Here is a 26,215-nt window from a genome sequence, read left to right as displayed (position 1 = left end):
AGCAAGCTTGGTGTTGAATGGGCTTTTAGCAATGGGCGTCCGGCAAACGCAATCGGCAAATCCGCCCATCGAAAGGCTTTATGGCTCCGATCTTAAACTTCCACGGCAAGCCGGGACTCCAGCACGATCAGGCTGGCCTGTCCCAATTTGGGCGCGAGCGCGTCGAAAGCTGTGTCGATCTCACCATCATCGACCGCCAGGGCAATCAGACGCGGACGGGCGATATCGAGCAGGGCAGTGCCGTGTGCGGCGCATTGCGCGCCAGAGCCGGAAAGAACGGCAACACCTTTGTCCGCGAACCGATTCCATTGAGCCTCTGCCCCGGCGTCTTCGAGAACCAGCAGCCCCTCATCGACCGAATAGGCGACAAGGCCGCGAGCACCGAACCGGTAGAGGTCGAGCCCTTCGTCGCCCGCTTCTTCATCGATCAGGCGCGGACGACGGCGCGGGCGCCATTCGGTGGGATCGAACTGCGCGAGATCGGGACTTTGGGTGGAAATGACGGTCTGGGCCCCGGCGATCAGCTCGGTGCGGTCGATCCTCTCGGGCGCGCCCTCGACATGGGTGACGATGATCCTCCCGGCGATCTGGATGCGAAAGGTCATATCGGCAAACCAGGTGATCTTCATTCCATTTCCCTTGCCAGTGCGGCGCAAACTGCTGATAAGCCGACACAGAGATCTCCGCAAGGAACCACACGATGACCGACGCCCCCTCTCCCCTCGCCGACCTGCATCCCGCGGGTAAGCTGATGGGGCTCGATCTGGGCACCAAGACCATCGGTGTGGCCATCTCCGATTCCCTGCGCATGGCTGCGACGCCGGTCGAGACCATAAAGCGCACGAAATTCACCGCCGACGCCGAAAGGTTGCTGGCGCTGATCGCGCAAAACAACGTCACCGGCATCGTCATGGGCTTGCCGCTCAACATGGATGGAAGCGAAGGGCCCCGCGCCCAATCGGCCCGGGCTTTTGTTCGCAACCTGAAGCAAAAGACCGATCTTCCCATCGTGTTCTGGGACGAGCGCATGTCCACGATGGCCGTTACCCGCACCATGCTGGAGGCCGATCTTTCGCGCGCCAAGCGGGCCGAGGTCGTGGATAAACTGGCCGCAAGCTACATTCTGCAGGGTGCGCTGGACCGCTTACGCCGCAACTGAGCGACGCATAGCTCCGGGTGGAATACCGAAGTGCTGCCGGAAGGCACGGCTGAAAGCAGCTTCTGACTGATACCCCGCCTCCCGCGCCACCACGGCAAGGGTCTCGGCTGTTTCCCTGAGCCGCGCCCGCGCCAGATGCAGCCGCCATTGCGCAAGATAGGCCATGGCCGACTGCCCCAGCCGCGCGCTGAACCGTGCGGAAAAAGCGGAACGCGACATGCCGGCCTGTCCGGCCAGTTGTGCGAGTGTCCAGTCGGTCCGCGGGTAGCGATGAATGGCGACCAGCGCCCGCCCCAATTGCGGATCGCGCAGCGCGGCAAGCCAGCCCTGCTCGCTTTCTGGCGCCGAATCGAGCCAGGCCCGAACGGCCTGAATGACCAGAATGTCGGCAAGCCGTGTCATGACGATCTCGCCACCGGGCTTGAGCGCACTCGCCTCGCGCGCAATCAGCGCCAGCGTGCTTTGCACCCAGTCACCAAGCGACTCGTCCCAACCGTCGATGCGGATGACATTGGGCAGGACACTCATCAAACGCTGTCCGGCAACGCTGTCGAACTGTACGACGCCCGCCATGGCGCGGGTCATCTCGCCGCCGCCTCCATGGGTCATCAATTCGTACCGCTCGCTGATCTTTTCCACCGGCAGGTCGAACAACGGTTCTGCCTGGGCACCGGTCTCGCTCAAAAGCCTGAAACTGTCGCCGTGCGGCAGCAGCACCATGGTGCCGGCCGAAAGCGGCACGCTCTCACCATCGATTTCAGCAACGCCGCGTCCGGCGGTGACGATCACGAAAATCATCGAATCGACAAGCCTCGGCATGACGAGCCCCCAGGGGGCCGTCATGGTCGCGCGGCAATAGAGCGTCCCCGTAAGCCGCAGCATATGCAGCACTTCGCCAAGCGGATCGGCCAACGGCGCGGGTTTAAAGCAATCGTCCATTTCCGAAAACTAACGCGGTGCTCTTCGATAGTCCAGCTATTCGGACGAACAGCAAATAGATACGGCATAAAGATCATTGTTCGTCCAAAAAATCCCGATGACATTGGCATTGTCGTCAACAGGAGACAGAAAATGCCAATCGACAATCCAATCCTCGTCATCGGCGCCACCGGCAAGATCGGCTCCCGCGTGGCCGATCGCCTTGCCGCCAGGGGCCATCCCCATCGGGCCGTTTCGCGCTCCACCGCACCGGCATTCGACTGGGAGAACCCGGCAGGCTGGGCAAGGGCGATGGAAGGCATGCACAGCGCCTTCGTCACCTATGTGCCCGACCTGGCCGCCCCCGGCGCACCCGAAATCATCGAACAGTTCACCGCCACTGCCGAGGCCTCCGGGCTGCGGAAAGTGGTTTTGCTCTCGGGGCGCGGCGAGCACGGCGCCGAACTGTCCGAGGACAAGGTGCGCCAGAGCGGCCTTGACCATGTCATTGTGCGGGCAAGCTGGTTCAATCAGAACTTCGACGAGGGCATGCTGCTTCCCTCGATCCTTTCGGGCACGCTGGCGCTGGCCGCCGGAGACAAGCTCGAGCCCTTCGTCGATGCCGAAGACATTGCCGATGTTGCCGTCGCCGCGCTGCTCGATGAGCGGCACAATGGCGCAACCTATGAGGTGACGGGGCCGCGGCTCATGACGTTTGCCGATATCGCAAGGGAGATTTCGGCGGCGTCCGGACTGGATGTCACCTACGTTCCCCTCAGTGTCGAAGCCTTCCACGCGGCCCTGCTGCCCGCCATCGGCAAAGACGGTGCCGATCTGCTGGCCGATCTCTGCGCCGAAGTGTTCGACGGACGCAATGAATGGCTCGGCGACGGAGTACAGCGCGCGCTGGGGCGTGAGCCGCGCGACTTTGCCGACTATCTTGCCGCCGCAATCGCCAATGGCGCTTGGAGACAGGCAGCATGATCGCGCGCGTGGCAACCGGCTATCTGCTGGTCGCGGGGGCTGTCGTTGCATCGATAGGGCTGGGCATGGTCGCCATGCCGAACGCCTTCTATGGCAGCTATGGAATTGACCCACACATTTCGGTCGATCTGGCAAACGAGTTGCGGTCGCCGGGACTTTGGCTCGTGATGACCGGCCTCGTTATCGGCCTTGGCGCATTCAGGCCCGACCTGCGGCGCCTCTCGCTGGGGACGGCGGCGATTTTCTATCTCAGCTACGCGGCGGCGCGCGGTATTTCGATCGCCCTCGACGGGCTGCCCGGTGCGGGACTGATGATCGCGGCGGCCTCCGAACTTGTTCTGGGCATGGGCGGCGCGGCCCTTTGGTGGCGGGCAGCACCGTCCCTCCATAGGCCGTGAATCACAGAAATCTCACTTGCGACCCTTGCCGCCCCCGCCCCCATGCGATAGGGACCGGCAGTCGCAAGTGGGACATCAGATGGCACGACGACAGCCAGAATCTTCCGACACGCAGACCGGCGCGTCCGGCTCCTTCCTTCCTTTCCGCCACAGGCATTTGTTGGGAATCGCCCAGCTCAACCCGGTAGAGATCATCGATCTTTTGGACCGGGCCGAGGCGATGATCCCCATTTCGCGCCAGCGCAAGACGCTGCCGAGCCTGGCCGGCAAGACCCAGATCAATCTGTTCTTTGAAAATTCGACCCGCACCCAGGCGAGCTTCGAGATCGCCGGCAAGCGGCTGGGGGCGACGGTCATGAACATGGCCGTGCGGACCTCCTCGGTTGCCAAGGGCGAAACGCTGATCGATACGGCAGCCACGCTGAACGCCATGCAGCCCGACGCCATCGTCGTGCGGCACGGATCGTCCGGTGCGGTGGAATTGTTGAGCCAGAAGGTCGAATGCGCGGTGCTCAACGCCGGGGACGGCGCGCACGAACACCCCACACAGGCGCTGCTCGATGCGCTGACCATCAGGCGTCACAAGGGACGGTTGAACGGGCTGACCGTGGCGATCTGCGGCGATATCGCCAATTCGCGCGTTGCGCGCTCCAATTTGATCCTTCTGGGCGCCATGCAGGCCCGCACGCGGGTGATCGCGCCGAAATCGCTCCTGCCGCGCGGCGTCGAGCAAATGGCATCCGAAGTGTTCACCGACATGGAAAAGGGCCTCGAAGGCGCCGACGTGGTGATGATGCTGCGGCTGCAGAACGAGCGCGCCTCGGGCAAGCTGATCCCTTCGGTGCGCGAATATTATCGCTTTTACGGGCTCGACGCCGACAAGCTCGCCAGAGCCAATGCCGATGCGCTGGTCATGCATCCCGGACCGATGAACCGTGGCGTGGAAATCGATCCCGCCATCGCCGACGGGCCGCAATCGGTGATCACCGAACAGGTCGAGATGGGCGTGGCGGTGCGTATGGCGGTGCTCGATGCGCTGCTCAACAAGGAGGAGGATAAATGAATAAGCCCCTCCTTATAGAAAACGCCCGCATCGTCGATCCTGCCAGCAATGCCGATTTTAAAGGCGCGGTGCTGATCGAGAACGGAACCATCACCGACATTGCCGAGGGCAAGGCGCCGGGCGCTCCGGAAAAAGCCGAAACCATAGATGCCAAAGAGCTGGTGCTGGCGCCGGGCCTGATCGATATGCGGGTCTTTACCGGCGAGCCGGGCCACGAATACCGCGAAACGCTCAAAAGCGCCGGACGCGCGGCGGCGGCGGGCGGGGTGACATCGATCCTCGTCATGCCCGACACCCAGCCGGTGATCGACAACAGCGCCCTTGTCGAATTCATCGCCCGCCATGCCGACGCGACCACTTGCGTCAACGTCCTGCCCACCGCCGCGATCACCACCGGCACCGAGGGCAAGGACCTCACCGAGTTCGGGCTGCTCAAAGAAGCGGGTGCTGTCTGCTTTACCGAGGGGCGCAATGCGCTCCAGAGCAGTTCGGTCATCCGCGCCGCCATGGTCTATGCGACCAATTTCGACATGCCGATCATGCACCTGCCCGCAGATGCGCACCTCGTATCCGACGGCGTAATGAACTCGGGACCACTGGCCACCTTCCGGGGCCTCAAGGGTATTCCGGCAGAGGCCGAAACCATCCCGCTCGACCGCGACCTGCAACTGGCGCTGATGACCGGCGCCCGCTATCACGCGGCCGCCATCTCGACGGCCCGTTCGGCCGAGTTGGCCGCGTTCTACAAGCGGCGCAGCAGCGCGATTTCGGTGGGCGCCTCGATCAACAATCTGTGCCTGAATGAAAACGACATCGGTTCGTACCGCACCTTCTTCAAGCTCAACCCGCCCCTGCGCGCCGAAGACGACCGGCTGGCGCTGGTCGAAGCGCTCAAGGACGGGACGATCGACGTGATCGTCTCCGATCACGACCCCCAGGATGCCGAGGGCAAGCGCCAGCCTTTTGCGGACGCCGCGACCGGAGCCATTGGACTGGAAACGCTGCTGGCCGCCGCATTGCGGCTGGTGCATTCGGGCGATACCGATCTGATGACCATCCTGCGCGCCATGACAGCCCGGCCCGCCGAAATCCTTGGCATTAGCGCCGGGCGGATCGCCAAGGGCGCCAAGGCCGATCTTTGCCTTTTCGATCCGGACTATCCCTGGATTGTCGAGGAAGCTACCATCCGTTCACGTTCGACCAACACGACTTTTGAGAACGCCCGCATGTCCGGAAAGGTCATGGCGACCCTGGTCGGCGGGCGGATCGTTTATAGAGAGGAAGCCTTCGCATGACCCAATATGCGCTGGCCCTTATATTGGGTTATCTGCTCGGCTCGATCCCCTTCGGATTTCTGGCGACCAATCTGGCCGGACTGGGGGACGTGCGGACGATCGGTTCGGGCAATATCGGGGCAACGAACGTGTTGCGCACCGGTCGGCGGGACCTCGCCGCGCTCACGCTGGTCCTCGATGCCGGCAAAGGCGCGGTCGCGGTTCTGATCGCCAACTGGCTGTGGGGTTATGAGGTCGCGACCATCGCCGGGATTGCTGCCTTTCTCGGCCACATATTTCCGGTCTGGCTCGGCTTTAGGGGTGGCAAGGGCGTTGCGACCTATGTCGGTATCCTTCTGGCGCTCAACTGGCCGATCGGGTTGATTTTTTGCGCCACATGGCTGCTGATCCTGTTCGCCCAGCGCTACTCATCGCTCGCCGCCCTGACCGCCGCGGCCACCGCCCCCATGTTCGCTTTCGCCTTCTCGGGCGTGCAGCTGACATGGGTCACAGCGATACTCTCGATCGTGCTGTTCATCACCCACCGGGAAAATATCGTAAGGCTGGCCAGGGGGACCGAAAGCAAGGTCTCGGGCAAAAAGAACGCCAAAGGGTAGGCCGAGCACATGACGCGCTCGAGTTTATCCCCGACCCAGCGCGTTTCCTGGCTCCGCCTTATCCGCGCCGACAATGTCGGGCCGACCACGTTCCGCACGCTCATCAACCGGTTCGGATCGGCCGATGCGGCGCTCGATGCCTTGCCCCATCTGGTCCGGCGCGGAGGCGGGCAGCACCTCAAAATTCCCAGCAGGGACGAAGCCGAGGACGAAATCGCGCGCACCGAAGCGATCGGCGCAAGGCTGGTCGCGATCAACGACCCCGATTATCCGCCCCATCTTCGCCATGTCGCCGGCCCTCCGCCGCTGTTGACAGTGATGGGCGGCCCGGCGCTGTCCGGCAAGCGAACGGTGGGCATTGTGGGCGCGCGCAACGCCTCGGCCGCGGGGCGGCGCATGGCGCAGCTTCTCGCCGCCGATCTGGGGCGCGAGGGCTATGTCATCGTGTCCGGCCTGGCGCGCGGCATCGATGCCGCCGCCCACCACGCCGCGCTGCAGACCGGCACGGTGGCCGTGATGGCGGGCGGGCTCGATCACATCTATCCTCATGAAAATGTGGGGCTCGCGCAATCGATAGTCGATGCCGGGGGCGCGCTGGTCACCGAAATGCCGCTCGGCTGGGAACCCCGCGCCCGCGATTTTCCCCGCCGCAACAGGCTCGTGGCCGGCATAAGTCTCGGAGTGGTCATCGTCGAGGCCGCCAAGCGGTCGGGATCGCTCATTACCGCCCGGCTTGCGCTGGAGCAGGACCGCGAGGTTTTCGCGGTGCCCGGCTCGCCGCTCGACCCGCGCGCCGAAGGTGGCAATCACCTCATCCAGCAGGGTGCAAAGCTGGTGACCGGGGCGCGCGACATCGTCGCCGAACTCACCCATGCCGATCCGGCGCGCCTGCCGCTCTTTGAAAACGAGGCGCTGGATTCATCTCCCGCCATCATTGCAACGACGGACCCGTCCGAGGACGAACGCACCCGACTGCTGACGGCGCTCAGCCACGCCCCGACGGCGACCGATCTTTTAATCGAAACGACAGGCATTACAGCCCCGGTGATGCAGATCCTGCTGCTCGAACTCGAACTCGCCGGACGGATAGAGCGATCGGCCGGACAACTCTTCGCGCTGCGGGCATAAGGGAGCGCTTATGAACGTCACCATGCTGCTCTATCCGCGCCTCACCCAGCTCGACCTCACCGGGCCGTTCGAGGTGATGGCGCGTTATCCCGAGCTCAAGCTGCATCGCGTCTGGAAAGCGCTCGACCCGGTGAGTGACGCCAATGGGCTGGCCATTGTGCCCACCCATACCTTTTCGACCTGCCCGCCCGCCGATATCGTCTTCGTGCCGGGCGGACCGGGGCAGATCGAGCTTATGGACGATTCTGAAACGCTCGATTTCCTGCGCCAACAGGCGCGGACGGCGCGCTATGTCACTTCGGTCTGCACCGGTTCTTTGGTTCTCGCGGCGGCAGGACTGCTCAAGGGGCGCAGGGCGACCTGCCACTGGACCTCGCTCGACCAACTCGCGCTGTTCGGCGTAACTCCGGTTGCCGAGCGCGTGGTGATCGACGGCGATGTGATAACGGGGGCCGGCGTGACCTCGGGAATCGATTTTGCGCTGGGCCTGTGCGCGCAACTGTTCGGCGAAGACCGCGCGAAGATGACGCAATTGGGGATGGAATACGATCCCCAGCCGCCATTCGCGGGCGGATCGCCAAGAACGACGTCGGATGCCAGTCTGGCGCAGGCCATTGAAGCCATACGCCCCTTCATCGAAAAGCGCCGCAAGGCATCCCAAGCCGCAGCCGAAAAGCTGCAATAACCACGCGCAATTGACAGACGCCGACGGTTTCACCATTTTGCCCGGACCTTGTGGGCGGGTGTCTTCCGCCCTATCTCCACCCCTTCAAGGCAATTCTCTCTTATTCGCGGAGCCGTCACAGGCATGAAAGTCGTCATCGTCGAAAGCCCGGCCAAGGCAAAGACCATCAACAAATATCTGGGCAAGGACTTCGAGGTTCTGGCCAGCTTTGGCCATGTGCGCGACCTGCCCGCCAAGGACGGATCGGTGCGGCCCGACGACGATTTCGCCATGAGCTGGGAAGTCGATACCAACTCCAAAAAGCGTCTGGCCGACATCACCCGCGCACTCAAGGGGGCGGACGAGCTGATTCTGGCAACTGACCCGGATCGCGAAGGCGAGGCCATTTCCTGGCACCTGCTCGATGCGCTCAAGGGGAAAAAGGCGATCAAGGCCGACATGCCGGTCAAGCGCGTGGTGTTCAACGCCATCACCAAGGATGCGGTGACCACCGCGATGCAGCATCCGCGCGATATCGATGCGCCGCTGGTCGATGCCTATCTGGCGCGCCGCGCGCTCGATTATCTCGTTGGGTTCACCCTCTCGCCGATCCTGTGGCGCAAGCTGCCGGGCTCGCGCTCGGCGGGCCGCGTGCAATCGGTCGCGCTGCGACTGGTCACCGAGCGCGAAGAAGAGATCGAGCGCTTCAAGCCGCAGGAATACTGGAGCGTCGTCCCGACCCTGAACCAGGCCGGCAAGAGCTTTGCGACGCGGCTGTATTCGGTCGATGGCGACAAGACCGACAAGCTCGCCATCAAGACCGGCGAGGACGCCGAGGGGCTGAAGGCGGCGATCGAGAAAGGCAATTTCAAGGTTGCCAGCGTCGACAAGAAGCCCACGAAGCGCAATCCCTACGCGCCGTTCACGACATCGACGCTACAGCAGGACGCCTCCTCGCGGCTGTCGCTGTCGCCTTCGCGCACCATGCAGATCGCCCAGCGCCTCTATGAGGACGGGCTGATTACCTATATGCGGACCGACGCCGTGCAGATGGCGCCCGAGGCCATCGAGGCGGTGCGCCGGGTGATCGGCAAGGAGTTCGGGACCGAATACGTGCCCGAAAAACCGCGCTTTTACAGCACCAAGGCCAAAAACGCCCAGGAGGCGCACGAGGCGATCCGGCCCACAGACTTGGGCAAGCATCCCGATACGCTGCGCAATCTCGACCCCGACCAGCACAAGATCTATCAGTTGATCTGGCGCCGCGCCCTGGCCAGCCAGATGCGCTCCGCCGAAATCGAGCGCACCACCGCCGATATCGACGTCATCGCCGCCGGTCGCGCCATCACGCTGCGCGCCACCGGCTCGGTCGTGACCTTCCCGGGCTTTCTGGGCGTCTACGGCGTGGAAAAGACCGACGAGGACGACGAGGACGGCAAGGACCTGCCCGCGCTCAATGTCGGCGACACCCCGGCGCTCGAAAAAGTCGAGATCGATCAGCATTTCACCCAGCCCCCTGCGCGCTATACCGAAGCGAGCCTCATCAAGAAGATGGAAGAACTCGGCATTGGGCGCCCGTCGACCTATGCGGCGACGCTCAAGACGCTCCAGGATCGCGATTATATCAAGCTCGAAAAACGCGCCATCATGCCCGAGGATCGCGGGCGGTTGGTGACGGCATTCCTGCAGAGCTTTTTCACCAGATATGTCGAGTACGGCTTTACCGCCGGGCTCGAGGAAGAACTCGACGAGATTTCGGCGGGCCAGATCGACTACAAGGAAGTGCTGCGGCGCTTCTGGAAGGATTTTTCCCATCAGGCCGACGAGATCAAGGATCTGCGGGTTTCCGAAGTCCTCGATGCGCTCAACGACCTTTTGGGGAACCACATCTTCCCCGAAAAGCCCGATGGGACCGATCCGCGCCTCTGCCCGACCTGCGGCACAGGCCAGCTCTCGCTGAAACTGGGCAAGTACGGCGCCTTTATCGGCTGCTCGAACTACCCAGAATGCCGGCATACCCAGCAATTGGCCGAAAGCGCCACCGGGCAGGCGTCCGAAGCGGCACAAGGCGATGGCGTTCTGGGCGCGGACCCCGAAACCGGCGCGGAAATCTATCTCAAGACCGGCCGGTTCGGCCCCTATGTACAGCTTGGCGAAGACGCCAAGGATGCCAAGCGTTCCTCGATTCCCAAAGGCTGGGATGCGGGCGCGATGGATCTCGAAAAGGCGCTGAAACTGCTGTCGCTGCCGCGCGAAGTGGGTATGCATCCCGAGGACGGCAAGCCGATCAGCGCCGGGATCGGCCGTTACGGCCCCTTCGTGTTGCACGAAAAGACCTACGCCAATCTCCCTGATGTGGAGGAGGTTTTCACGGTCGGGCTCAACCGCGCCGTTGACCTGATCGCTCAGAAGCGGGCTGGTGGCGGTCGCGGAGGGCGCGGCGCTGCCATGGCAGCGATCCAGACCTTCGAGCATGACGACGGCCCGATCACTGTGCGCGCCGGCCGTTACGGCCCCTATGTCAACCAGGGCAAGGTCAACGCTACCCTGCCAAAGGATCTGGCGCCCGAAGCCGTTACGCTCGAGCGCGCGCTGGAACTGATCGCCGCCAAGGGCGGTTCAAAGGGCAAGACCAAGGCGAAAGCCAAGCCCAGGGCCGCTGCGAAAAAGCCGGCGGCAAAAAAGACGGCTGCCAAAAAGCCCGCAGCCAAGAAGAAGGCCGAGGCCTAAAGGATAGAAATGGCCAAACGCACAGGACAAATCCCTTCGGCCCCTGCTCCGCGTAAGGGCCGGCGTTCGGCCAGTTTCAAACCCGGTCAATTGCCGACCCGCGAACAGATTCTCGAAGCGATCGCCGATTTTCCCGACATCAATTCAAAACGCGAGATCGCCCGGCACTTCAATATCAAGGGCGACGATCGCGTGCCGCTCAAGGCGCTGCTGCGCGACATGGAGAAGGAGGGCCTTCTGGCCCGCAAGCGCAAGGAATTGCGCCCGGTTGGCGAATTGCCCGCCGTTACCGTGCTCGACATCCCCGCCGATGCCGATCCCGACAACCTCCACGCCTTCCCGGCCAAATGGGACGAGGACGAAGGGCAAAAGCCCCGCGTTGCGGTGTCGGTCGGCAAGGATGCCCGCGTCGTTCCCGCGCCCGGCGACCGTATCCTCGCGCGCATCCAGCGCGATGGCGGCACGGTGCCCACCTACACCGCGCGGCCCATGAAGGTGCTCGACAAGCCCCGCAAGGCCGATCTGGGCATCGTGCGCATGGACGATGACGGCGCGCGGCTGGTGCCCATCGAGCGCAAGGCCCGCGAGATGCGGATCTCGGCCGGCGATCTCGGCGATGCCAAAGATGGCGACCTTGTCGAAGTCGAAGTGACCGTATCGGGACGCATGATGATCCCGCGCGCCAAGGTGGTGAGCGTGGTCGGCAACCCGCAATCGGAGGGCGCCGTCAGCCTGATCGCGCTGCATTCGCTCGACATCCCCTATCGCTTCCCCGCCTCTGTCCTCAAGGAGGCCGAGCAGGCGCAGGAAGCGACACTCAAGCGCCGCGAAGACTGGCGTGACATCCCGCTGGTCACCATCGATCCCGCCGATGCCAAGGACCACGACGACGCCGTCCATGCCGAACCCGATACCGACCCCTCCAATGCCGGGGGCTTTATCATCCGCGTGGGGATCGCGGACGTTTCCTATTATGTGAAGTCCGGCTCGGCTATGGACCGCGAAGCGTTTCTGCGCGGCAACTCGGTCTATTTCCCCGACCGCGTCGTGCCGATGCTGCCCGAACGCATTTCCAACGATCTGTGCTCGCTGCGCGAAGGCGAGAACCGCGCATCAATGGCGTTGCGGATCGTTATCGACGCCGAGGGCAACAAGAAAAGCCACTCGTTCCATCGGGTGATGATGCGCTCGGCGGCCAAGCTCAGCTACCAGCAGGCGCAGGCGGCGATCGACGGCCAGCCCGACGATGTGACCGGCCCCCTGCTCGAACCGGTCCTGAAACCGCTCTGGGCGGCCTATGCCGCGCTTTCAAAAGCGCGAGACCGGCGCGGCCCGCTGGCTCTCGATCTGCCCGAACGCCGTATCCGCCTCGATGCCAACGGTATGGTCGAGGGCGTTTACGTTCCAGAGCGGCTCGACGCCCACAAGCTCATCGAGGAGATGATGATTCTTTCCAACGTCTGCGCCGCCGAGACGCTGGAAAAACACAAGCTGGGCCTGCTCTATCGCGTCCATGACGCGCCGAGCCGGGAAAAAGTCGTGACGCTGGGTGAGTTCCTGAAATCCCTCGACCTGCCCGTCCCGCGCAGCGAGGCGTTGCGGCCAAAAGATTTCAACCAGATCCTCTACCGCGCCGAAAAGGCCGGCAAGAGCCAGCAGGTCAACGAGATGGTTCTGCGCAGCCAGGCGCAGGCCGAATACGCGCCGGGCAATTACGGCCATTACGGTCTCAATCTCGACCGCTACGCCCATTTCACCTCGCCCATCCGCCGCTATTCCGACCTGATCGTGCACCGCGCCCTCATCCGCGCCCTCGACCTCGGCGATGACGGGCTGACCGTCGCCGAGGAACAGCGGCTCGGCGCGATCGGCGAGCATATTTCGGCCACCGAACGCCGCGCCATGGTCGCCGAGCGCGAAACCGCCGATCGGCTGCTCGCCCAGTATCTGGCGGCCCATATCGGCGCCCGGTTCACCGGCAAGATCGCGGGCCTCGTCGGTGCCGGGCTTTTCGTGCGGCTCGATGAGACCGGGGCGGACGGTTTCGTGCCCGTCTCTTCGCTCGGCCAGGACTATTTCCGGCACTTCGAAGATCAGCAGGCCCTGATCGGCGAACGCACCGGCGAGCGTTTCAGAATCGGCGACCGTGTCGAGGTGCGACTGCTTGAAGCGGCGCCCATGGCTGGCGCGCTGCGGTTTGAAGTTCTATCTGAAGGGGAGAGGGTCAAGCCGCCCGGACCGACACGCGGTCGCAAGGCCCGCAAAGGCAAGCCGACACCGCGCGGACACCGCGCGAGGAGATAGAAGATGCCATATACCGATCTGACATTGCGCCCGGCCCGGCCCACCTGGCCGGCAATGCTCAATGGCATGAAGTGCCGCTGCCCCAATTGCGGCCGGGGAAAGCTGTTTTCGAGCTACCTCAAGGTCGCCGACCAGTGCGATGTCTGCGGGACGGAGTTTTTCCACCATCGGGCCGATGATGCCCCACCCTATATCGTGATCACCATTGTCGGCCATCTGGCGGTTGGAGCCGTGCTCCATATGGAGATGAGCTCGACCCCGCTCCATCCCCTGACCTATCTGTGGGTGATGATCCCGCTCATCATCATCTCCTCGCTGCTGCTGCTGCCAGTGACAAAGGGGGCTGTCGTCGGACTGCAATGGGCACGCTACATGCACGGCTTCGACCCCGTGGGTGCCCATGATGATTTCGAGGACGAGGAGCGGAGTTGATCCGCTTGACTTTTGGCGCGAAATGCATAGTTTGCGCCCAACTCATTTTCCGAGCCGTGCGCAAAACCGTCGCGCGGCCTGTTTGTTTCAAAGGCTACCGCGATGGCAAAGTCCAACACGATCAAGATCAAGCTGGTTTCGACCGCCGACACCGGCTTTTACTACGTCGCCAAAAAGAACACCCGTACCGCGACCGAAAAACTCTCTTTCCGCAAGTACGATCCGGTGGTCCGCAAGCACGTGGAATTCAAGGAAGCCAAGATCAAATAATTTGATCGAGCGCATCTGCCGAACAGGAAAAACCCCGCCACGCAGCGGGGTTTTTTGTTGTTTGCGCCAAACAATCCATCATAGGCCCTAGAGCATTTCAGCGCTTCTTCGAATCGCTCCAATTGCTCTAAGTCCTTGTTTTGTCGCGCTTCCGAACCGGATAAGTGGTGCCCACTTATCCTGGAAGCGCTCTAAAAGTGCTGGCGAAGACCGGCTGTCGTCGCATTCGCCGAGCCGCCCCCGAGTGTGCCCCAGGCGCCGGATCTGTGATGAAGTCTCCAGAACACCTCTGTGTCCGAATCTTGCGATGATGACAGGGCGATTTCCGGGCTGAGGTAAAACAACAGCTCTGGCGAGCCGCCATCGGAAAGCGCACGCCGCTGTTCGGTGCCCATCGAACCTGTGACGGCGCTGAGACCGAAAGTGAGCGAGGGTGATAGTTTCACTGCGTCGCCCAGTTCGATTCCGTCGTGGCCCAAATATGGGCCAGACCAGACTTCTGCACTGGTCGACTCACCGGCGCGAACGGCACCGCCGACTTCCCATCCGACAACGATTCCGTCTTCCGGGACAGGTTCTTGCTGCCGAACGCCGATGCCAAGCACATAATTGTCCTCATAAGGAACGGCGGCGGGATTAAAAGACTGACCGAAATCGCCAGTGGTGTAGGAACCGCCGAACACAGCCACGGAGCCCGAATAGACGTGCCCATCGGCGTTCGGCAGCTCTTGTGTCTGCGCATATGCTGCGCCGGCAAAGAGCAACATTCCGAGCAGCGCAGCGGTCAGGGAAAGTCGCATTCGATCCTCCTTGAGCAGCCCTACATGCAGTAGCTTAAGCGCTAAGAAGCGTTTGCGTTCCCAATTTAGGGTAGATTTGGGGGCTGGGTTGGCTGACCCGGTCCGGTTTGTCGAAGAGGCCACTCTTGTCCGATACCGGGCCAGCCGCCCTACGGGTCAGGAGTTGCGGCGGACCTGAGAACCGTAGGGGTTTGTACTGAACTGGATCGCGTAAGCACGTCCGTCTCAGTGCTTGCAACCTACTCTCAGCCGGCCCCAACGCCAAGCATTGCAGGGCTCTCAAGTGCCGGTTTCACCATTAATAATGAAGTGTTAACCTTACCAAGCCCAAGGATCAGGCCGCGTCGTGGACGACGCGATTGCGCCCCGACCGTTTGGCTCTGTAGAGCGCGATGTCGGCACGCTTGATGACCGATTCAGGGGTATCGTTGTCCTGGTCGTTCAGCGCCAATCCGGCACTGACGGTAATGTTGAGCGCCCCTTCGGTACCGATCTGGAACCCCTCATCGGCAATGGCGCTCCGCACCCGCTCGGCCACGCCCTGCGCCGCCCGCATATCGGTATCGGGCATGACCACGACGAACTCTTCGCCGCCAAACCGGCAGGCAAGGTCCACACCGCGAATGTTGCGCTGCAGCCGCGTGGCGAACTCCTTGAGCACCATGTCGCCGGCATCGTGCCCATAGGTGTCGTTGACCGGCTTGAAATAGTCGATATCGAGCAGCATCAGCGCCATGTCGCGATCCTGCTCCTGTGCCTTGTTGAGCACCATCGCCAGATGCCGCTCGAAATAGCGCCGATTATAGAGCCCTGTCAGTTCATCGATGACCGCCATGGCCATTGTCGAATTGAGGCTCTCGCGCAATTCGACGGTATAGCGCTGACGCCGGATCTGGGTCTTGACCCGCGCCGAAAGCTCATGCCGCTCGACAGGGCGCATGATGAAATCGTTGACCCCCAGATCGAGCGCCTTGACGACTTGCGCGCGGTCCCTGTCCTCGGCGACAAGAATGATGGGAATTGAACGCGTTTGGTCTACCGTGCGGATCTGCGAACAGATGCGCAGCGGATCGAAACCTTCGAGCGCCATGGAAACGATGGCGAGTTCGAATTCTCCCCCCGACATCTGGAACACCGCCTCAGAGGGATCGATGAGGATAGAAACCTTGTGGGAATTGCGCAGATACGCCTCGATGCGCTCTGCCCGCGCCCGTTCGGTATCGATCACCAGAATGCGTCCGCCATCTACGGCGATGCCGAACTCGGTGCGCGCCGTGTCCTCAAGTGCCAGCTCGTGGCTGGTGCGGCTGCGGGCCCGCAACTCGTCGCTCAATCCCTTGAGACGGACGAGGCTCTTGACCCGCGCCAGCAGTTGCACGTCATCGACGGGCTTGGTCAGAAAGTCGTCGGCTCCGGCCTCAAGGCCCCGCACGCGGTCGGAAGGCTGATCGAGCGCCGTAATCATCACGATGGGAATATGAGAGGTAAGCGCGTCGCGCTTGAGGATCTGGCAGCAGGTAAACCCGTCCATTTCCGGCATCATGACGTCGAGCAGAACGATATCGATGTCCTGGCCGCGGCAGATCTCGATAGCCTGGGCTCCCGATGCTGCCGTCACCACATCGAAATACTCGGCAAGCAAGCGCGCTTCGAGCAGTTTCACATTGGTGGGAATGTCATCGACGATGAGCACTCGTGCAGTCACGGCGCGCGTCCCTTCGGCCCTGAATGAAGAAATTGCTGGCTATTCGGCCTTGCCAATATAGCTTTCAATCGTTTCCAAAAAGTGAGGCACCGAAATGGGTTTCGAGATATAGCCTTCACATCCGCCCGAAAGAATGCGCTCTTCATCGCCCTTCATGGCAAAGGCGGTAACCGCGATCACCGGAATGTGGGCCAGGTCGTCGTCCTCCTTGAGCCATTTGGTGACAACCAGTCCCGAAACTTCGGGAAGCTGAATGTCCATCAGGATCAGATCGGGGCGATGCTCGCGCGCCAGATCGAGCGCCTCCAGCCCGTTGCGGGTCTGGATGGTATCGTACCCACGGGATTCGAGCAGGTCGTGAAAGAGCTTCATGTTGAGCTCGTTATCTTCCACGATCATGACGGTCTTGGCCATCTACCCTCGTCCGGCACCGGCAATCGGGTGCTTTGAGTTGTCATTGCTTTGCGCTAACAGCAATGTGTTACGAAACAAGAAATAAGCTGAGTCTGCCACCGTGCGCGATAGGGTCGATACCGAAGAGCTTCTGGCCGTTGGCGATGCCTGCCTCACCTGGCTCGCTGCCGACGTCAACGAGCTTGAACGGTTCATGGCGCTCGCCGGCTTTTCGCCGCAACGCCTGCGGGATTCGGTCGGCACACGCTCCCTGGCCGAGGGCCTTGTCGATTATTTTGGCCGCCACGAATCCCTCTTGCTGGCCATGTGCGCCAATGCCGGTCTCGACGTGAACCGTGTCATGCGGCTTTGGCACGGCCTCAACCCGCAGAGTTGATGGCATGGCTGCCGGCGGACATCTGTGCCGCGATTGTTTTGCAACCGGGGAAGGCTCGAAAGCGCCTGCCCGATGCTCCAGATGCGGTTCGCCCCGCATCCTGCACCATCCCGAACTGTTCTCCCTTTCCATCGCCCATATCGACTGCGACGCCTTTTATGCCTCGGTCGAAAAGCGCGACGATCCGAGCCTGCTCGACAAGCCGCTGATCGTCGGCGGCGGACAGCGCGGCGTGGTATCGACGTGCTGCTATATCGCCCGCATGAGCGGGGTGAAATCGGCGATGCCGATGTTCCAGGCAAGGCGCCTGTGCCCGCAGGCGGTCATCATCAAGCCCGACATGGCGAAATATGTCGGCGTCAGCCGCCAGATCCGAACGCTGATGGATTCGCTGACCCCACTGGTCCAGCCGCTCTCCATCGACGAAGCGTTTCTCGATCTTTCCGGCACCGAAAAGGTGCACAAGGCCGCACCGGCGGTCTCACTGGCCCGCCTCGCCAAACGCATCGAGGACGAGATCGGCGTGACCATCTCGATCGGGCTGAGCCATAACAAATTCCTCGCCAAGATCGCCTCCGAACTCGACAAGCCGCGCGGCTTTGCCATTATCGGGGAAGCCGAGACCGTATCGCTTTTGGCCGAAAAGCCGATTACCGTGATCTTCGGCGTCGGCAAGGTGATGGCCGAAACGCTGCGCAAGGACGGCCTGGTCACCATCGGCCAGCTCCAGCAGCGCGCGCCTGAAGATCTCATGCGCCGTTACGGCGAGATGGGAGCGCGGCTGGCCAAGCTGGCCCGTGGCGAGGACTACCGGCGCGTTTCGATCGACCGCGAAACCAAATCGGTGAGCACCGAAACGACCTTTTTCACCGACCTGTCCGATTTCGAGTCGCTCTCGACCGCCCTGCTCTCCCTATGTGAGCGGTTGTCCGAGCGGCTCAAGAAGCAACAATTGGTCGGCGACACGATAACGGTGAAACTCAAGACGGCCGGATTCAAATCCCGCACCCGCGCCCAACACATCATGCTGCCCACCCAGCTCGCGACCACGCTCTACGAGACCGGCGTGAAACTGCTGGCCCGCGAAGTGGACGGCACGGCCTTTCGCCTGCTCGGCATCGGTGTTACCGGTCTGGAAGCGGCCACCGGCATCGATCCGGTCGATCTTATCGAACCCGAGATCGCCCGCAAGGCGGCCGCCGAGCGGGCCATGGACAAGGTGCGGGACAAATATGGCCGCGAAGCCCTGGTGCGCGGCAAACTCTACCGCCAAAGCAAAACCAGAGAGACAAAACCGGAGAGCGACGATGACGATCGAACAGAAACTCAATGACCTGGGTTACGCCCTGCCCACCCCATCGGCCCCGGCCGCCAGCTATGTCCCGGTCCGCCAGTCCGGCAAGCTGTTGTTCGTGTCAGGCCAGCTTTCCCAGGGCCCCGACGGGCTCATCAAGGGCTGCCTCGGCAAAGATGTCGACGTAGCCACCGGGCAGAAAGCCGCTGAACTCTGCGCCATCAACATTCTGGCCCAGGTCAACACTGTCGTGGCGCTGTCCCAGGTCAAGGCCATCCAGAAGCTGACGGTTCTCGTTGCCTCGACACCCGATTTCAACGAGCAGCATATCGTGGCCAATGGGGCCTCCGATCTGTTCATAAAACTGTTGGGCGACACGGGTAAGCACGCCCGCGCCGCGTTTGGCGTAGCCTCCCTGCCCCTTGGCGCCGCAGTTGAAATCGACGCCATCATCGAGATCGAATAACCCTACCTCCGATTGCAATCAGGCCCCATGACCGAGTTTCCTTTCAACCGCCCAATTGCCCATCGCGGCCTTCACGACAAGACCAACGGCATTATCGAGAACTCCCGATCCGCCTTCGAAGCCGCGATAAATCGGGGATTTGCCATCGAATGCGACGTCCAGTTGACCCAGGACGGGGAGGCCGTGGTCTTTCACGACAAGGAACTTAACCGGTTGACCGGCCGCGAAGGTCTGGTATCGGAAATTACCGCCGAAGCGCTGTGCGCGCTGCCGCTCACCGGCAGCGCCAATGGCGATACCCCGATCCGGTTTGCCGATTTTCTGACCGGCATTGCCGGGCAAGTGGGCCTGGTCGTGGAAATCAAGCAGCAGGAACATCCCGCACAAACCCGGATGCTGGCCGAAAAGGTCCTGTCCGACATTGCCGGATATGGGGGGCCGATCGCCTTCAAATCCTTCGATCCCCTGGCGCTCAGCGTTCTGCACCAAAAGCGCTATCGCGGCCCGCTCGGGATCATCACCTACGACTACAGCAGCCATGCCGACCACCTCAACGGCACGCAGAAATTTGTGCTGCGCAACACCTTGCACAGGGCCGTCTCGCACTTCACATTCGTATCGTGCGAGCGCACGGCGCTGACCACCCCGATGATCCGCCTGCGCAGGGCTTTGGGCATCAAGGTGATGAGCTGGACGGTGCGCTCCAAAGCCGAAGCGGACGCGGCCTTGCAGCACGCCGACCAGATAGTGTTTGAAGGATTCGATCCCGAAGCGTGAGTGACAATTCCGAACTGACAATCTCGGTTCATCCATCAACGGCCTCCATCCCCTCCGCCACATGGAACGCACTGGCATCCTGTGGTGGAGAAAATCCCCACAACCCATTCCTGTCACACTCCTTTTTTCTTGCATTGGAGGAATCGGGATGCGCCACGGGCGCGACCGGCTGGCAGCCTCAGCACATCCTGATTTCACGCGGCGACACGCCAGTCGGGCTGATGCCGCTGTTTCTCAAATCCCACTCGATGGGCGAGTATGTCTTCGATCACGCCTGGGCCGACGCCATCCAGCGGGCCGGTGGCCACTACTACCCAAAGCTGCAATCCTCGGTGCCGTTCACCCCGGCCAGTGCGCCCAAGCTGCTGACGCGCGATGGCAGCGCCGACACCCAAACGCTTCTGTTGCAAACCGCGGAGGCGCTGGCCGAGCGGCTCGGCGCGTCCTCGGTGCACGCGACATTTGTCACCAGCGACGAGGAAGCGATAGCGGCAAGCGCCGATTGGCTGGTGCGCCACGACACCCAGTTTCACTGGACCAATAACGGGTTCAAAACCTTCGATGATTTTCTCGACACGCTGCAATCGCGCAAGCGCAAGGCCATCCGTCGTGAACGCCGCGAGGCGCTGATCGATGGCATCACCTGCGAATGGGTGACGGGAAACGATCTGACCGAAGCGCACTGGGATGCCTTCTATCAGTTCTACATGGACACCGGCGCGCGCAAATGGGGCCGCCCCTATCTCAATCGCGAATTTTTCTCACGCATCACAGAAACCATGGCCGAAAGCGTCGTCCTGATGCTGGCCCGCGATGGCGCGAACTATATCGCCGGAGCGCTCAATTTCCTTGGCGCCGACACGCTTTACGGCCGCAACTGGGGCGCCATCCGGGACGTGCCGTTCCTTCATTTCGAACTCTGCTATTACCAGGCCATCGACTTCGCCATCGCACACGGTCTCAAGCGGGTCGAAGCGGGTGCGCAGGGCCAGCACAAGCTGGCGCGCGGCTACGCACCGGCAACCACGCGTTCGATCCATCACATCGTCCACCCCGGTCTGCGCCGCGCCGTTGCCGAATATCTCGAGGACGAACGCAAATATATCGATCTGCAGAACCAGGAACTGGCCGATTACACGCCTTTCCGCAAAGGATAGTGGCCCTTCCCGCCGCCAATCGGCTATAGCTCAAGCCAATCAGCAAGGGAGCGCGCGATGACCGCTTACGATCCGGACAACATTTTCGGCAAGATTCTCAAAGGCGAAATTCCGAGCCACAAGGTTTATGAGGACGACGACACGGTGGCCTTCATGGACGTTATGCCCCAGTCTCGCGGCCATACCCTGGTCATTCCCAAGACCGGATCGCGCAATCTGTTCGACGCCGAGCCTCAGGTACTCGCCAATCTGATCCAGAAGACACAACGGGTCGCCAGGGCCGTGATGAGCGCAATGGATGCCGACGGTCTGCGCCTCGCCCAATTCAACGAGGCCCCCGCCGGACAGACCGTATTCCACCTCCATTTTCACATCATCCCGATGTATGAGGGCGTTCCGCTCCGACCCCACACCGGCGAGATGGCCGATCAGGACGAATTGGCCGCGCAGGCGGAAAAGATCAGGGCAGCGTTTTGAGCCTGTGGAAAATTGGGGGATTAGCGGGGATAACTCTGGGGATAAGAGCGGGGAAAACCCCACAAAAACGGCCGGTCGAAAGACCGGCCGTTTTCATATGCGTTCGACCCGCGACCGAGCAAGAAACCTTGCTTAAGTGTTCTGCTCGGCGTCCTTGGGCTTGGACTTGCGGGCTGGCTTTTTGCCGCCCTTGGGTCCGGTTATCGCCTTTGGCCGCGCCGGACGCGGGGGGACCGAGACCAGCTCAAGCCGGGCTTCGCTACCCTCACCGACCACTGTCACCTTAACCGATCCACCCTTTTGGAGCAGGCCGAACAGCACTTCCTCGGCCAGGGGCTTCTTGACGTATTCCTGGATCACCCGGCCCAGAGGACGGGCACCCATCTTCTCGTCATAGCCGCGCGCAGCGAGCCAGTCGGAGGCTTCGGGCGTCAGCTCGATAGTGATGCCGCGTTCGGCAAGCTGGCCCTCGAGCTGGAGAATGAACTTCTCCACCACGCGGTTGACTGTCGAGGGCGGCAGCGGTGCGAACGAGATGATCGCATCGAGACGGTTGCGGAACTCCGGCGTGAACATCCGGTTGATCGCTTCCTCGTCGTCGCCTTCCTGGCGCACCCGGCCAAAGCCGATGGGCGATTTCGCCAGTTCGGTCGCACCGACGTTCGAGGTCATGATGAGGATGACATTGCGGAAATCGACCTGCTTGCCCGAATGATCGGTCAGCTTGCCGTGGTCCATCACCTGCAAGAGGATGTTGAACAGGTCCGGATGGGCCTTTTCGATCTCATCGAGCAGCAGCACGCAGTGCGGGTGCTGGTCGACGCCATCGGTCATCAGCCCGCCCTGGTCGAACCCGACATAGCCTGGAGGCGCGCCGATCAGCCGCGAAACGGTGTGACGCTCCATGTACTCGGACATGTCAAAGCGCAGCAGTTCCACGCCCAACGTATCGGCGAGCTGTTTTGCCACCTCGGTCTTGCCCACACCCGTCGGACCCGTGAACATGTACGAACCGATGGGCTTTTCGGGCTCACGCAGACCGGCACGGGCCAGCTTGATGGCCGACGAGAGGGCGTCAATCGCCTTGTCCTGCCCGAACACCACGCGCTTGAGATTGGCTTCGAGATTGCCCAGCAGCTCGGTATCGGACTTGGACACCGATTTCGGCGGGATGCGGGCAATGGTGGCCACGGTCGCCTCGATATCCTCGACGCCAATGGTTTTCTTGCGCTTGTCCTCGGTCACCAACATCTGTCGGGCACCTGTCTCGTCGACAACGTCGATGGCCTTGTCGGGCAGCTTGCGGTCGTTGATATAGCGTGCCGAAAGCTCGACGGCGGCCTTGATCGCGTCGTCGGTGTATTTGAGCTTGTGGTAATCCTCGAAATACGGACGCAGGCCCTTCATGATCTCGATGGCATCGGGGATCGTGGGCTCGTTGACGTCGATCTTCTGGAACCGGCGCACGAGAGCCCGGTCCTTTTCAAAGAACTGACGATATTCCTTGTAGGTGGTCGAGCCGATGCAACGGATCGCTCCCGAAGCCAAGGCAGGCTTGAGAAGGTTGGAAGCATCGAGCGCTCCACCCGAGGTTGCCCCCGCGCCGATCACCGTATGGATTTCGTCGATGAAAAGAATGACGTTGTCCTTCTTTTCGAGCTCTTTCATGATCGCCTTGAGGCGTTCTTCGAAATCGCCGCGATAGCGTGTGCCGGCCAGAAGCGAGCCCATGTCGAGCGCGTAGATGACGGCGGTTTCCAGAACCTCGGGCACATCGCCCTCGATGATCCGGCGCGCCAGCCCTTCGGCAATGGCGGTCTTGCCGACGCCGGGATCGCCCACATAGAGCGGATTGTTCTTGGAACGACGGCAGAGAACCTGGATGGTGCGCTCCAGCTCAATGCCGCGGCCGATCAAAGGATCGATCTTTCCGGCCCGCGCCTTGTCATTGAGGTTGACGCAGAAATCGGCAAGCGCGGAACTCTGCTGCGGGCTGCTGCCACCGCCGCGTTCCTGTTCACCATCAAATCCCGGCCCGCCCTCTTCGGCGCCGCGTACGGGCCGGTCGGCGTTGCGGCCCGACTTGGCGATGCCATGGGAAATGAAATTGACCGCGTCGAGCCGGGTCATATCCTGCTGCTCGAGGAAATAGGCAGCATGGCTCTCGCGCTCGGCAAAGATCGCAACGAGCACGTTGGCTCCTGTCACTTCCTCGCGGCCGGACGATTGAACGTGAATGACCGCGCGCTGGATGACGCGCTGAAAGGCAGCCGTTGGACGTGCGTCCTGGCCGTTGGGCACGACGAGGCTATCGAGTTCCTCGTCGATGAATTCCTCGAGATCGGCCCTGAGCGACTCGATATCGACATCGCACCCGGTCAGAACCGAAATCGTATCGCGATCCTCGGTCAACGCGAGCAGCAGGTGTTCGAGGGTCGCAAACTCATGGCTGCGCTCCCGAGCCAAATTCATGGCCTGATGCAACGCCTTTTCGAGACCGCGAGAGAATGAAGGCATGTTGGTTCTATCCTATTGCTTTTCCATCACGCATTGCAGCGGATGCTGGTTTCGGCGCGCGGCATCCATGACATTGGTGACCTTGGTTTCGGCCACCTCGTATGGATAAACCCCGCATTCCCCCACACCTTGATTATGGACGCTGAGCATAATGCGCGTCGCATCCTCCCGGGACTTGCTGAAGACCTCTTCCAAAATCAGAATGACGAACTCCATGGGCGTGTAGTCGTCATTGAGAAGCAGAACCCGATAAAGGCTCGGCTTTTTCGTTTTCGTTCTGGTCTTGGTCGCGACCCCGGTCTGGCCGCTGCCACCCGGGTCACGATCATTGTCGTCTTGCCCCGGGCCGGCCCAATTCGCCCCCAGCGTCTCACGCTGCAAGCGGAAACCGTCGCCGCGCGGCAGTTCCAGACCAGTGGAGGGGATAGACATTAGCACGGCACTTTCGTCCCAAATCAGAAAGGCAAGATGGCCCCATTATGTAGGCAAAATCTCGGCCATGTTAAGGGGCGAAAATCCGATCAATCAGGTGTGATCGCGCCAGGGGAATTTTGCTTCAAGTTTTATGCACTTTACCGATTTGTAACCGCATCGTCCTAAAGTGCCTGCGAGTCAGGGTTTCCGGCGCTCACTCGGGGGACGGGTGCACGGCAATTCGAGAGTAGAGTAACGGTGCGGCGTTTTTCGTACCGATGAGTAAAGAGTTGGAGTATCGGGTGCCGACCCTTCTGCGTATCGATTCCGCACGCGTCCCTTTTGTGCGCCTTTTTCTCGCGGTCATCATCGCGGCGATGGTATTGGCCGCCGCTTCGGCTCCGGCCGCCGCCCAGAGTGTGCCGCGCGCCTTTGCGGGCATCGCGGTTGATGCCAAGACCGGCCAGGTCCTCTACCAGGATGATGCAAATGAACTGCGTTATCCCGCCTCACTCACCAAGGTGATGACGCTCTACATTCTTTTCCAAGAACTCGAGGCCGGGCGCCTCAAGCTCGACAGCAAGCTTTCCGTATCCGCCCATGCCGCGGCGGCGGTTCCCACCAAGCTCTATGTGCAGCGGGGGTCGACAATCAGCGTCGAAAACGCAATCAAGGCGCTGGTTACCCTTTCGGCCAACGACGTTGCCCGCGTCATCGCAGAAAATATCGCCGGCACCGAAAGCAAGTTCGGCGAACGTATGACCCAGACGGCCCGCGCCCTGGGTATGAGCCGCACGACCTACAAGAACGCTTCGGGCCTGCCCGATAGCGGACAGGTCACGACTGCCGCCGATCAGGCCACCCTGGCCCGCGCCATCTACCTGCATTTCCCGACCTATTACGAATATTTCCAGACCCGCAGCTTCACTTACGGCTCCAAGACGTACGGCAACCACAACGCGCTGCTGGGCCAGAACGGCGTCGATGGCATCAAGACGGGCTATATCAATGCGTCGGGCTACAATTTGATGACCGCCGCCCGCGCCAACAACCGCCATATCGTCGTGATCGGGCTGGGCTTCAACACCGGTGCCGCCCGTAACGCCCGCGTCGCCGAACTCGTGCGGACCTACCTGCCCAAGGCGCGCCAGGGCGATTACTGGCGCGAAGCGATGATCCCGCGCCCCACTCTGCTCGGCAACGGCATTGCCGTGGCCTCGGCCGGCGCCGCCGTTCCCCTCAACCGCCTGCCACCGGGCCGCCCCGTCAGCCTTCTGCCGGTCATTACGGCCGAGCAGGCCATGCAGGTGGCCGCCCTTAGCCAATCGGCTTCGGCCCCTGCCCCGGCGTCCAACGAGCCTGTAAATATTCCCTTCCAGATCGTATCGGCCGACGACATTCCGTCGCGTCCCGGAGACAACGCCCTGGATCAGGCGACATATGTCGCGACCGGCGTCATGCCTTCGGAGGCACCGGTCTATCCTGCCGACGATCCGATCGGCGCATGGATCGCCGAGTCCCTTCAACTCGGCCCCCAGCCCGGTCAGATTCTCGTGCCGCCAGCACCCATCGCCCGTCCGGATGGCCTGGCGCTCGACACCATGAGCACCAACAGCGCCGCGACCGTTTCTGCAGGTGGCTGGGTGGTCCAAGTCGGCGCCGCCGACAGCGAGGACAACGCCGAGCGCATGCTGAGCGAAGCGACGCAGACCTATGATCAACTCGCCAACCTCCGCAGCTATGTGGAAACCTTCGAGCGCAACGGCGTCACCTACTATCGTGCCCGTTTCGCCGGCTTTGCCGACCGCACCCAGGCCAGAACGACCTGCGATGCGCTCTCGCAAGCCTCGATAAACTGCCTCACAGTCCAGGGGTAG

At 62.0% G+C, this 26,215-nt stretch carries 26 protein-coding genes; 19 read left to right on the top strand and 7 right to left on the bottom strand.

What is annotated here, in order from left to right:
* Nucleotides 1-92: 92 nt before the first annotated feature.
* A complete protein-coding gene (locus tag ACP148_RS07165) occupies nucleotides 93-629 on the bottom strand; it encodes a hypothetical protein (RefSeq protein ID WP_421950250.1) in 537 nt (178 codons plus the stop codon).
* Nucleotides 630-700: 71 nt separating this feature from the next.
* Here ACP148_RS07165 and ruvX point away from each other — a divergent pair, with 71 nt between their 5' ends.
* The gene (ruvX, locus tag ACP148_RS07160) at nucleotides 701-1,159 is read left to right on the top strand and encodes a Holliday junction resolvase RuvX (protein ID WP_421950249.1); all 459 of its coding nucleotides are present in this window, start codon (nucleotides 701-703) and stop codon (nucleotides 1,157-1,159) included.
* Here ruvX and ACP148_RS07155 read toward each other — a convergent pair.
* A complete protein-coding gene (locus ACP148_RS07155; protein ID WP_421950248.1) occupies nucleotides 1,145-2,098 on the bottom strand; it encodes a cupin domain-containing protein in 954 nt (317 codons plus the stop codon). The two genes, ruvX and ACP148_RS07155, sit on opposite strands and share 15 nt — an antisense overlap.
* A 132-nt stretch (nucleotides 2,099-2,230) precedes the next feature.
* Between ACP148_RS07155 and ACP148_RS07150 the strand changes: the two genes are divergently transcribed.
* From ACP148_RS07150 to rpmG, 11 genes are all read left to right on the top strand, one after another.
* Complete coding sequence (locus ACP148_RS07150; RefSeq protein WP_421950247.1) at nucleotides 2,231-3,061, top strand: NmrA family NAD(P)-binding protein; 831 nt, start codon at nucleotides 2,231-2,233, stop codon at nucleotides 3,059-3,061.
* The gene (locus ACP148_RS07145) at nucleotides 3,058-3,459 is read left to right on the top strand and encodes a DUF4345 domain-containing protein (protein WP_421950246.1); all 402 of its coding nucleotides are present in this window, start codon (nucleotides 3,058-3,060) and stop codon (nucleotides 3,457-3,459) included. The genes ACP148_RS07150 and ACP148_RS07145 overlap by 4 nt, the downstream gene beginning before the upstream one ends.
* A 79-nt stretch (nucleotides 3,460-3,538) precedes the next feature.
* A complete protein-coding gene (locus ACP148_RS07140; RefSeq protein ID WP_421950245.1) occupies nucleotides 3,539-4,522 on the top strand; it encodes an aspartate carbamoyltransferase catalytic subunit in 984 nt (327 codons plus the stop codon).
* Nucleotides 4,519-5,817, top strand: a complete 1,299-nt coding sequence (gene pyrC, locus ACP148_RS07135; protein ID WP_421950244.1) for a dihydroorotase — start codon at nucleotides 4,519-4,521, stop codon at nucleotides 5,815-5,817. Before ACP148_RS07140 ends, pyrC begins: the two co-directional genes overlap by 4 nt.
* Nucleotides 5,814-6,413: a glycerol-3-phosphate 1-O-acyltransferase PlsY gene (plsY, locus tag ACP148_RS07130; RefSeq protein WP_421950243.1), complete on the top strand. Its 600-nt coding sequence runs from the start codon at nucleotides 5,814-5,816 to the stop codon at nucleotides 6,411-6,413. The genes pyrC and plsY overlap by 4 nt, the downstream gene beginning before the upstream one ends.
* Nucleotides 6,414-6,422: 9 nt before the next feature.
* Nucleotides 6,423-7,541: a DNA-processing protein DprA gene (gene dprA / locus ACP148_RS07125; RefSeq protein ID WP_421950242.1), complete on the top strand. Its 1,119-nt coding sequence runs from the start codon at nucleotides 6,423-6,425 to the stop codon at nucleotides 7,539-7,541.
* Nucleotides 7,542-7,551: 10 nt separating this feature from the next.
* Nucleotides 7,552-8,226, top strand: coding sequence for a DJ-1/PfpI family protein (locus ACP148_RS07120; RefSeq protein WP_421950241.1), 675 nt, complete (start codon nucleotides 7,552-7,554; stop codon nucleotides 8,224-8,226).
* 123 nt (nucleotides 8,227-8,349) lie between these two features.
* Nucleotides 8,350-10,935, top strand: coding sequence for a type I DNA topoisomerase (topA, locus tag ACP148_RS07115; RefSeq protein ID WP_421950240.1), 2,586 nt, complete (start codon nucleotides 8,350-8,352; stop codon nucleotides 10,933-10,935).
* Nucleotides 10,936-10,944: 9 nt separating this feature from the next.
* Nucleotides 10,945-13,239 (top strand): ribonuclease R, encoded by a 2,295-nt coding sequence (gene rnr, locus ACP148_RS07110; RefSeq protein ID WP_421950239.1) that lies wholly within the window; start codon nucleotides 10,945-10,947, stop codon nucleotides 13,237-13,239.
* Nucleotides 13,240-13,242: 3 nt separating this feature from the next.
* Entirely contained in the window at nucleotides 13,243-13,671 is a 429-nt protein-coding gene (locus ACP148_RS07105) for a DUF983 domain-containing protein (protein WP_421950238.1), read from the top strand.
* Between the two features lie 102 nt (nucleotides 13,672-13,773).
* Nucleotides 13,774-13,941 (top strand): 50S ribosomal protein L33, encoded by a 168-nt coding sequence (gene rpmG / locus ACP148_RS07100; RefSeq protein ID WP_014130775.1) that lies wholly within the window; start codon nucleotides 13,774-13,776, stop codon nucleotides 13,939-13,941.
* A 191-nt stretch (nucleotides 13,942-14,132) separates the two neighbouring features.
* Here rpmG and ACP148_RS07095 read toward each other — a convergent pair whose 3' ends face one another.
* The 3 genes from ACP148_RS07095 to ACP148_RS07085 all read right to left on the bottom strand — a co-directional run bounded on the left by ACP148_RS07095 (nucleotide 14,133) and on the right by ACP148_RS07085 (nucleotide 16,860).
* The gene (locus tag ACP148_RS07095) at nucleotides 14,133-14,741 is read right to left on the bottom strand and encodes a hypothetical protein (protein WP_421950237.1); all 609 of its coding nucleotides are present in this window, start codon (nucleotides 14,739-14,741) and stop codon (nucleotides 14,133-14,135) included.
* Nucleotides 14,742-15,075: 334 nt separating this feature from the next.
* Nucleotides 15,076-16,446 (bottom strand): PleD family two-component system response regulator, encoded by a 1,371-nt coding sequence (locus ACP148_RS07090; RefSeq protein ID WP_421950236.1) that lies wholly within the window; start codon nucleotides 16,444-16,446, stop codon nucleotides 15,076-15,078.
* A 39-nt stretch (nucleotides 16,447-16,485) separates the two neighbouring features.
* Entirely contained in the window at nucleotides 16,486-16,860 is a 375-nt protein-coding gene (locus ACP148_RS07085; protein ID WP_014130777.1) for a response regulator, read from the bottom strand.
* Between the two features lie 100 nt (nucleotides 16,861-16,960).
* On the opposite strand from ACP148_RS07085, the gene ACP148_RS07080 reads away from it, so the two are divergent.
* From ACP148_RS07080 to ACP148_RS07055, 6 genes are read left to right on the top strand one after another with little or no spacing between them, the layout of a single operon-like run.
* Entirely contained in the window at nucleotides 16,961-17,236 is a 276-nt protein-coding gene (locus tag ACP148_RS07080; protein ID WP_421950235.1) for a DUF3572 family protein, read from the top strand.
* 4 nt (nucleotides 17,237-17,240) lie between these two features.
* A complete protein-coding gene (locus ACP148_RS07075; RefSeq protein ID WP_421950234.1) occupies nucleotides 17,241-18,569 on the top strand; it encodes a DNA polymerase IV in 1,329 nt (442 codons plus the stop codon).
* Nucleotides 18,544-18,996 (top strand): RidA family protein, encoded by a 453-nt coding sequence (locus tag ACP148_RS07070; protein WP_421950233.1) that lies wholly within the window; start codon nucleotides 18,544-18,546, stop codon nucleotides 18,994-18,996. Before ACP148_RS07075 ends, ACP148_RS07070 begins: the two co-directional genes overlap by 26 nt.
* Before the next feature lie 27 nt (nucleotides 18,997-19,023).
* Complete coding sequence (locus ACP148_RS07065; RefSeq protein WP_421950232.1) at nucleotides 19,024-19,773, top strand: glycerophosphodiester phosphodiesterase family protein; 750 nt, start codon at nucleotides 19,024-19,026, stop codon at nucleotides 19,771-19,773.
* On the top strand, nucleotides 19,770-20,930 hold the full coding sequence (locus tag ACP148_RS07060; RefSeq protein ID WP_421950231.1) for a GNAT family N-acetyltransferase: 1,161 nt from the start codon (nucleotides 19,770-19,772) through the stop codon (nucleotides 20,928-20,930). The genes ACP148_RS07065 and ACP148_RS07060 overlap by 4 nt, the downstream gene beginning before the upstream one ends.
* A gap of 57 nt (nucleotides 20,931-20,987) precedes the next feature.
* On the top strand, nucleotides 20,988-21,407 hold the full coding sequence (locus ACP148_RS07055; RefSeq protein WP_421950230.1) for an HIT family protein: 420 nt from the start codon (nucleotides 20,988-20,990) through the stop codon (nucleotides 21,405-21,407).
* A 132-nt stretch (nucleotides 21,408-21,539) separates the two neighbouring features.
* Here ACP148_RS07055 and clpA read toward each other — a convergent pair whose 3' ends face one another.
* Both clpA and clpS read right to left on the bottom strand, forming a co-directional pair.
* Nucleotides 21,540-23,924, bottom strand: a complete 2,385-nt coding sequence (clpA, locus tag ACP148_RS07050; protein ID WP_421950229.1) for an ATP-dependent Clp protease ATP-binding subunit ClpA — start codon at nucleotides 23,922-23,924, stop codon at nucleotides 21,540-21,542.
* 12 nt (nucleotides 23,925-23,936) lie between these two features.
* Nucleotides 23,937-24,356, bottom strand: coding sequence for an ATP-dependent Clp protease adapter ClpS (clpS, locus tag ACP148_RS07045; RefSeq protein WP_421950228.1), 420 nt, complete (start codon nucleotides 24,354-24,356; stop codon nucleotides 23,937-23,939).
* A 284-nt stretch (nucleotides 24,357-24,640) separates the two neighbouring features.
* Between clpS and ACP148_RS07040 the strand changes: the two genes are divergently transcribed.
* Nucleotides 24,641-26,215, top strand: a complete 1,575-nt coding sequence (locus ACP148_RS07040; protein WP_421950227.1) for a serine hydrolase — start codon at nucleotides 24,641-24,643, stop codon at nucleotides 26,213-26,215.

The organism is Pelagibacterium sp. (assembly GCF_965249125.1).
GTDB lineage: Bacteria > Pseudomonadota > Alphaproteobacteria > Rhizobiales > Devosiaceae > Pelagibacterium.
The sequence above is the reverse complement of the archived record's forward strand: the minus strand, read 5'-3'. Positions and strand labels throughout refer to the sequence as shown.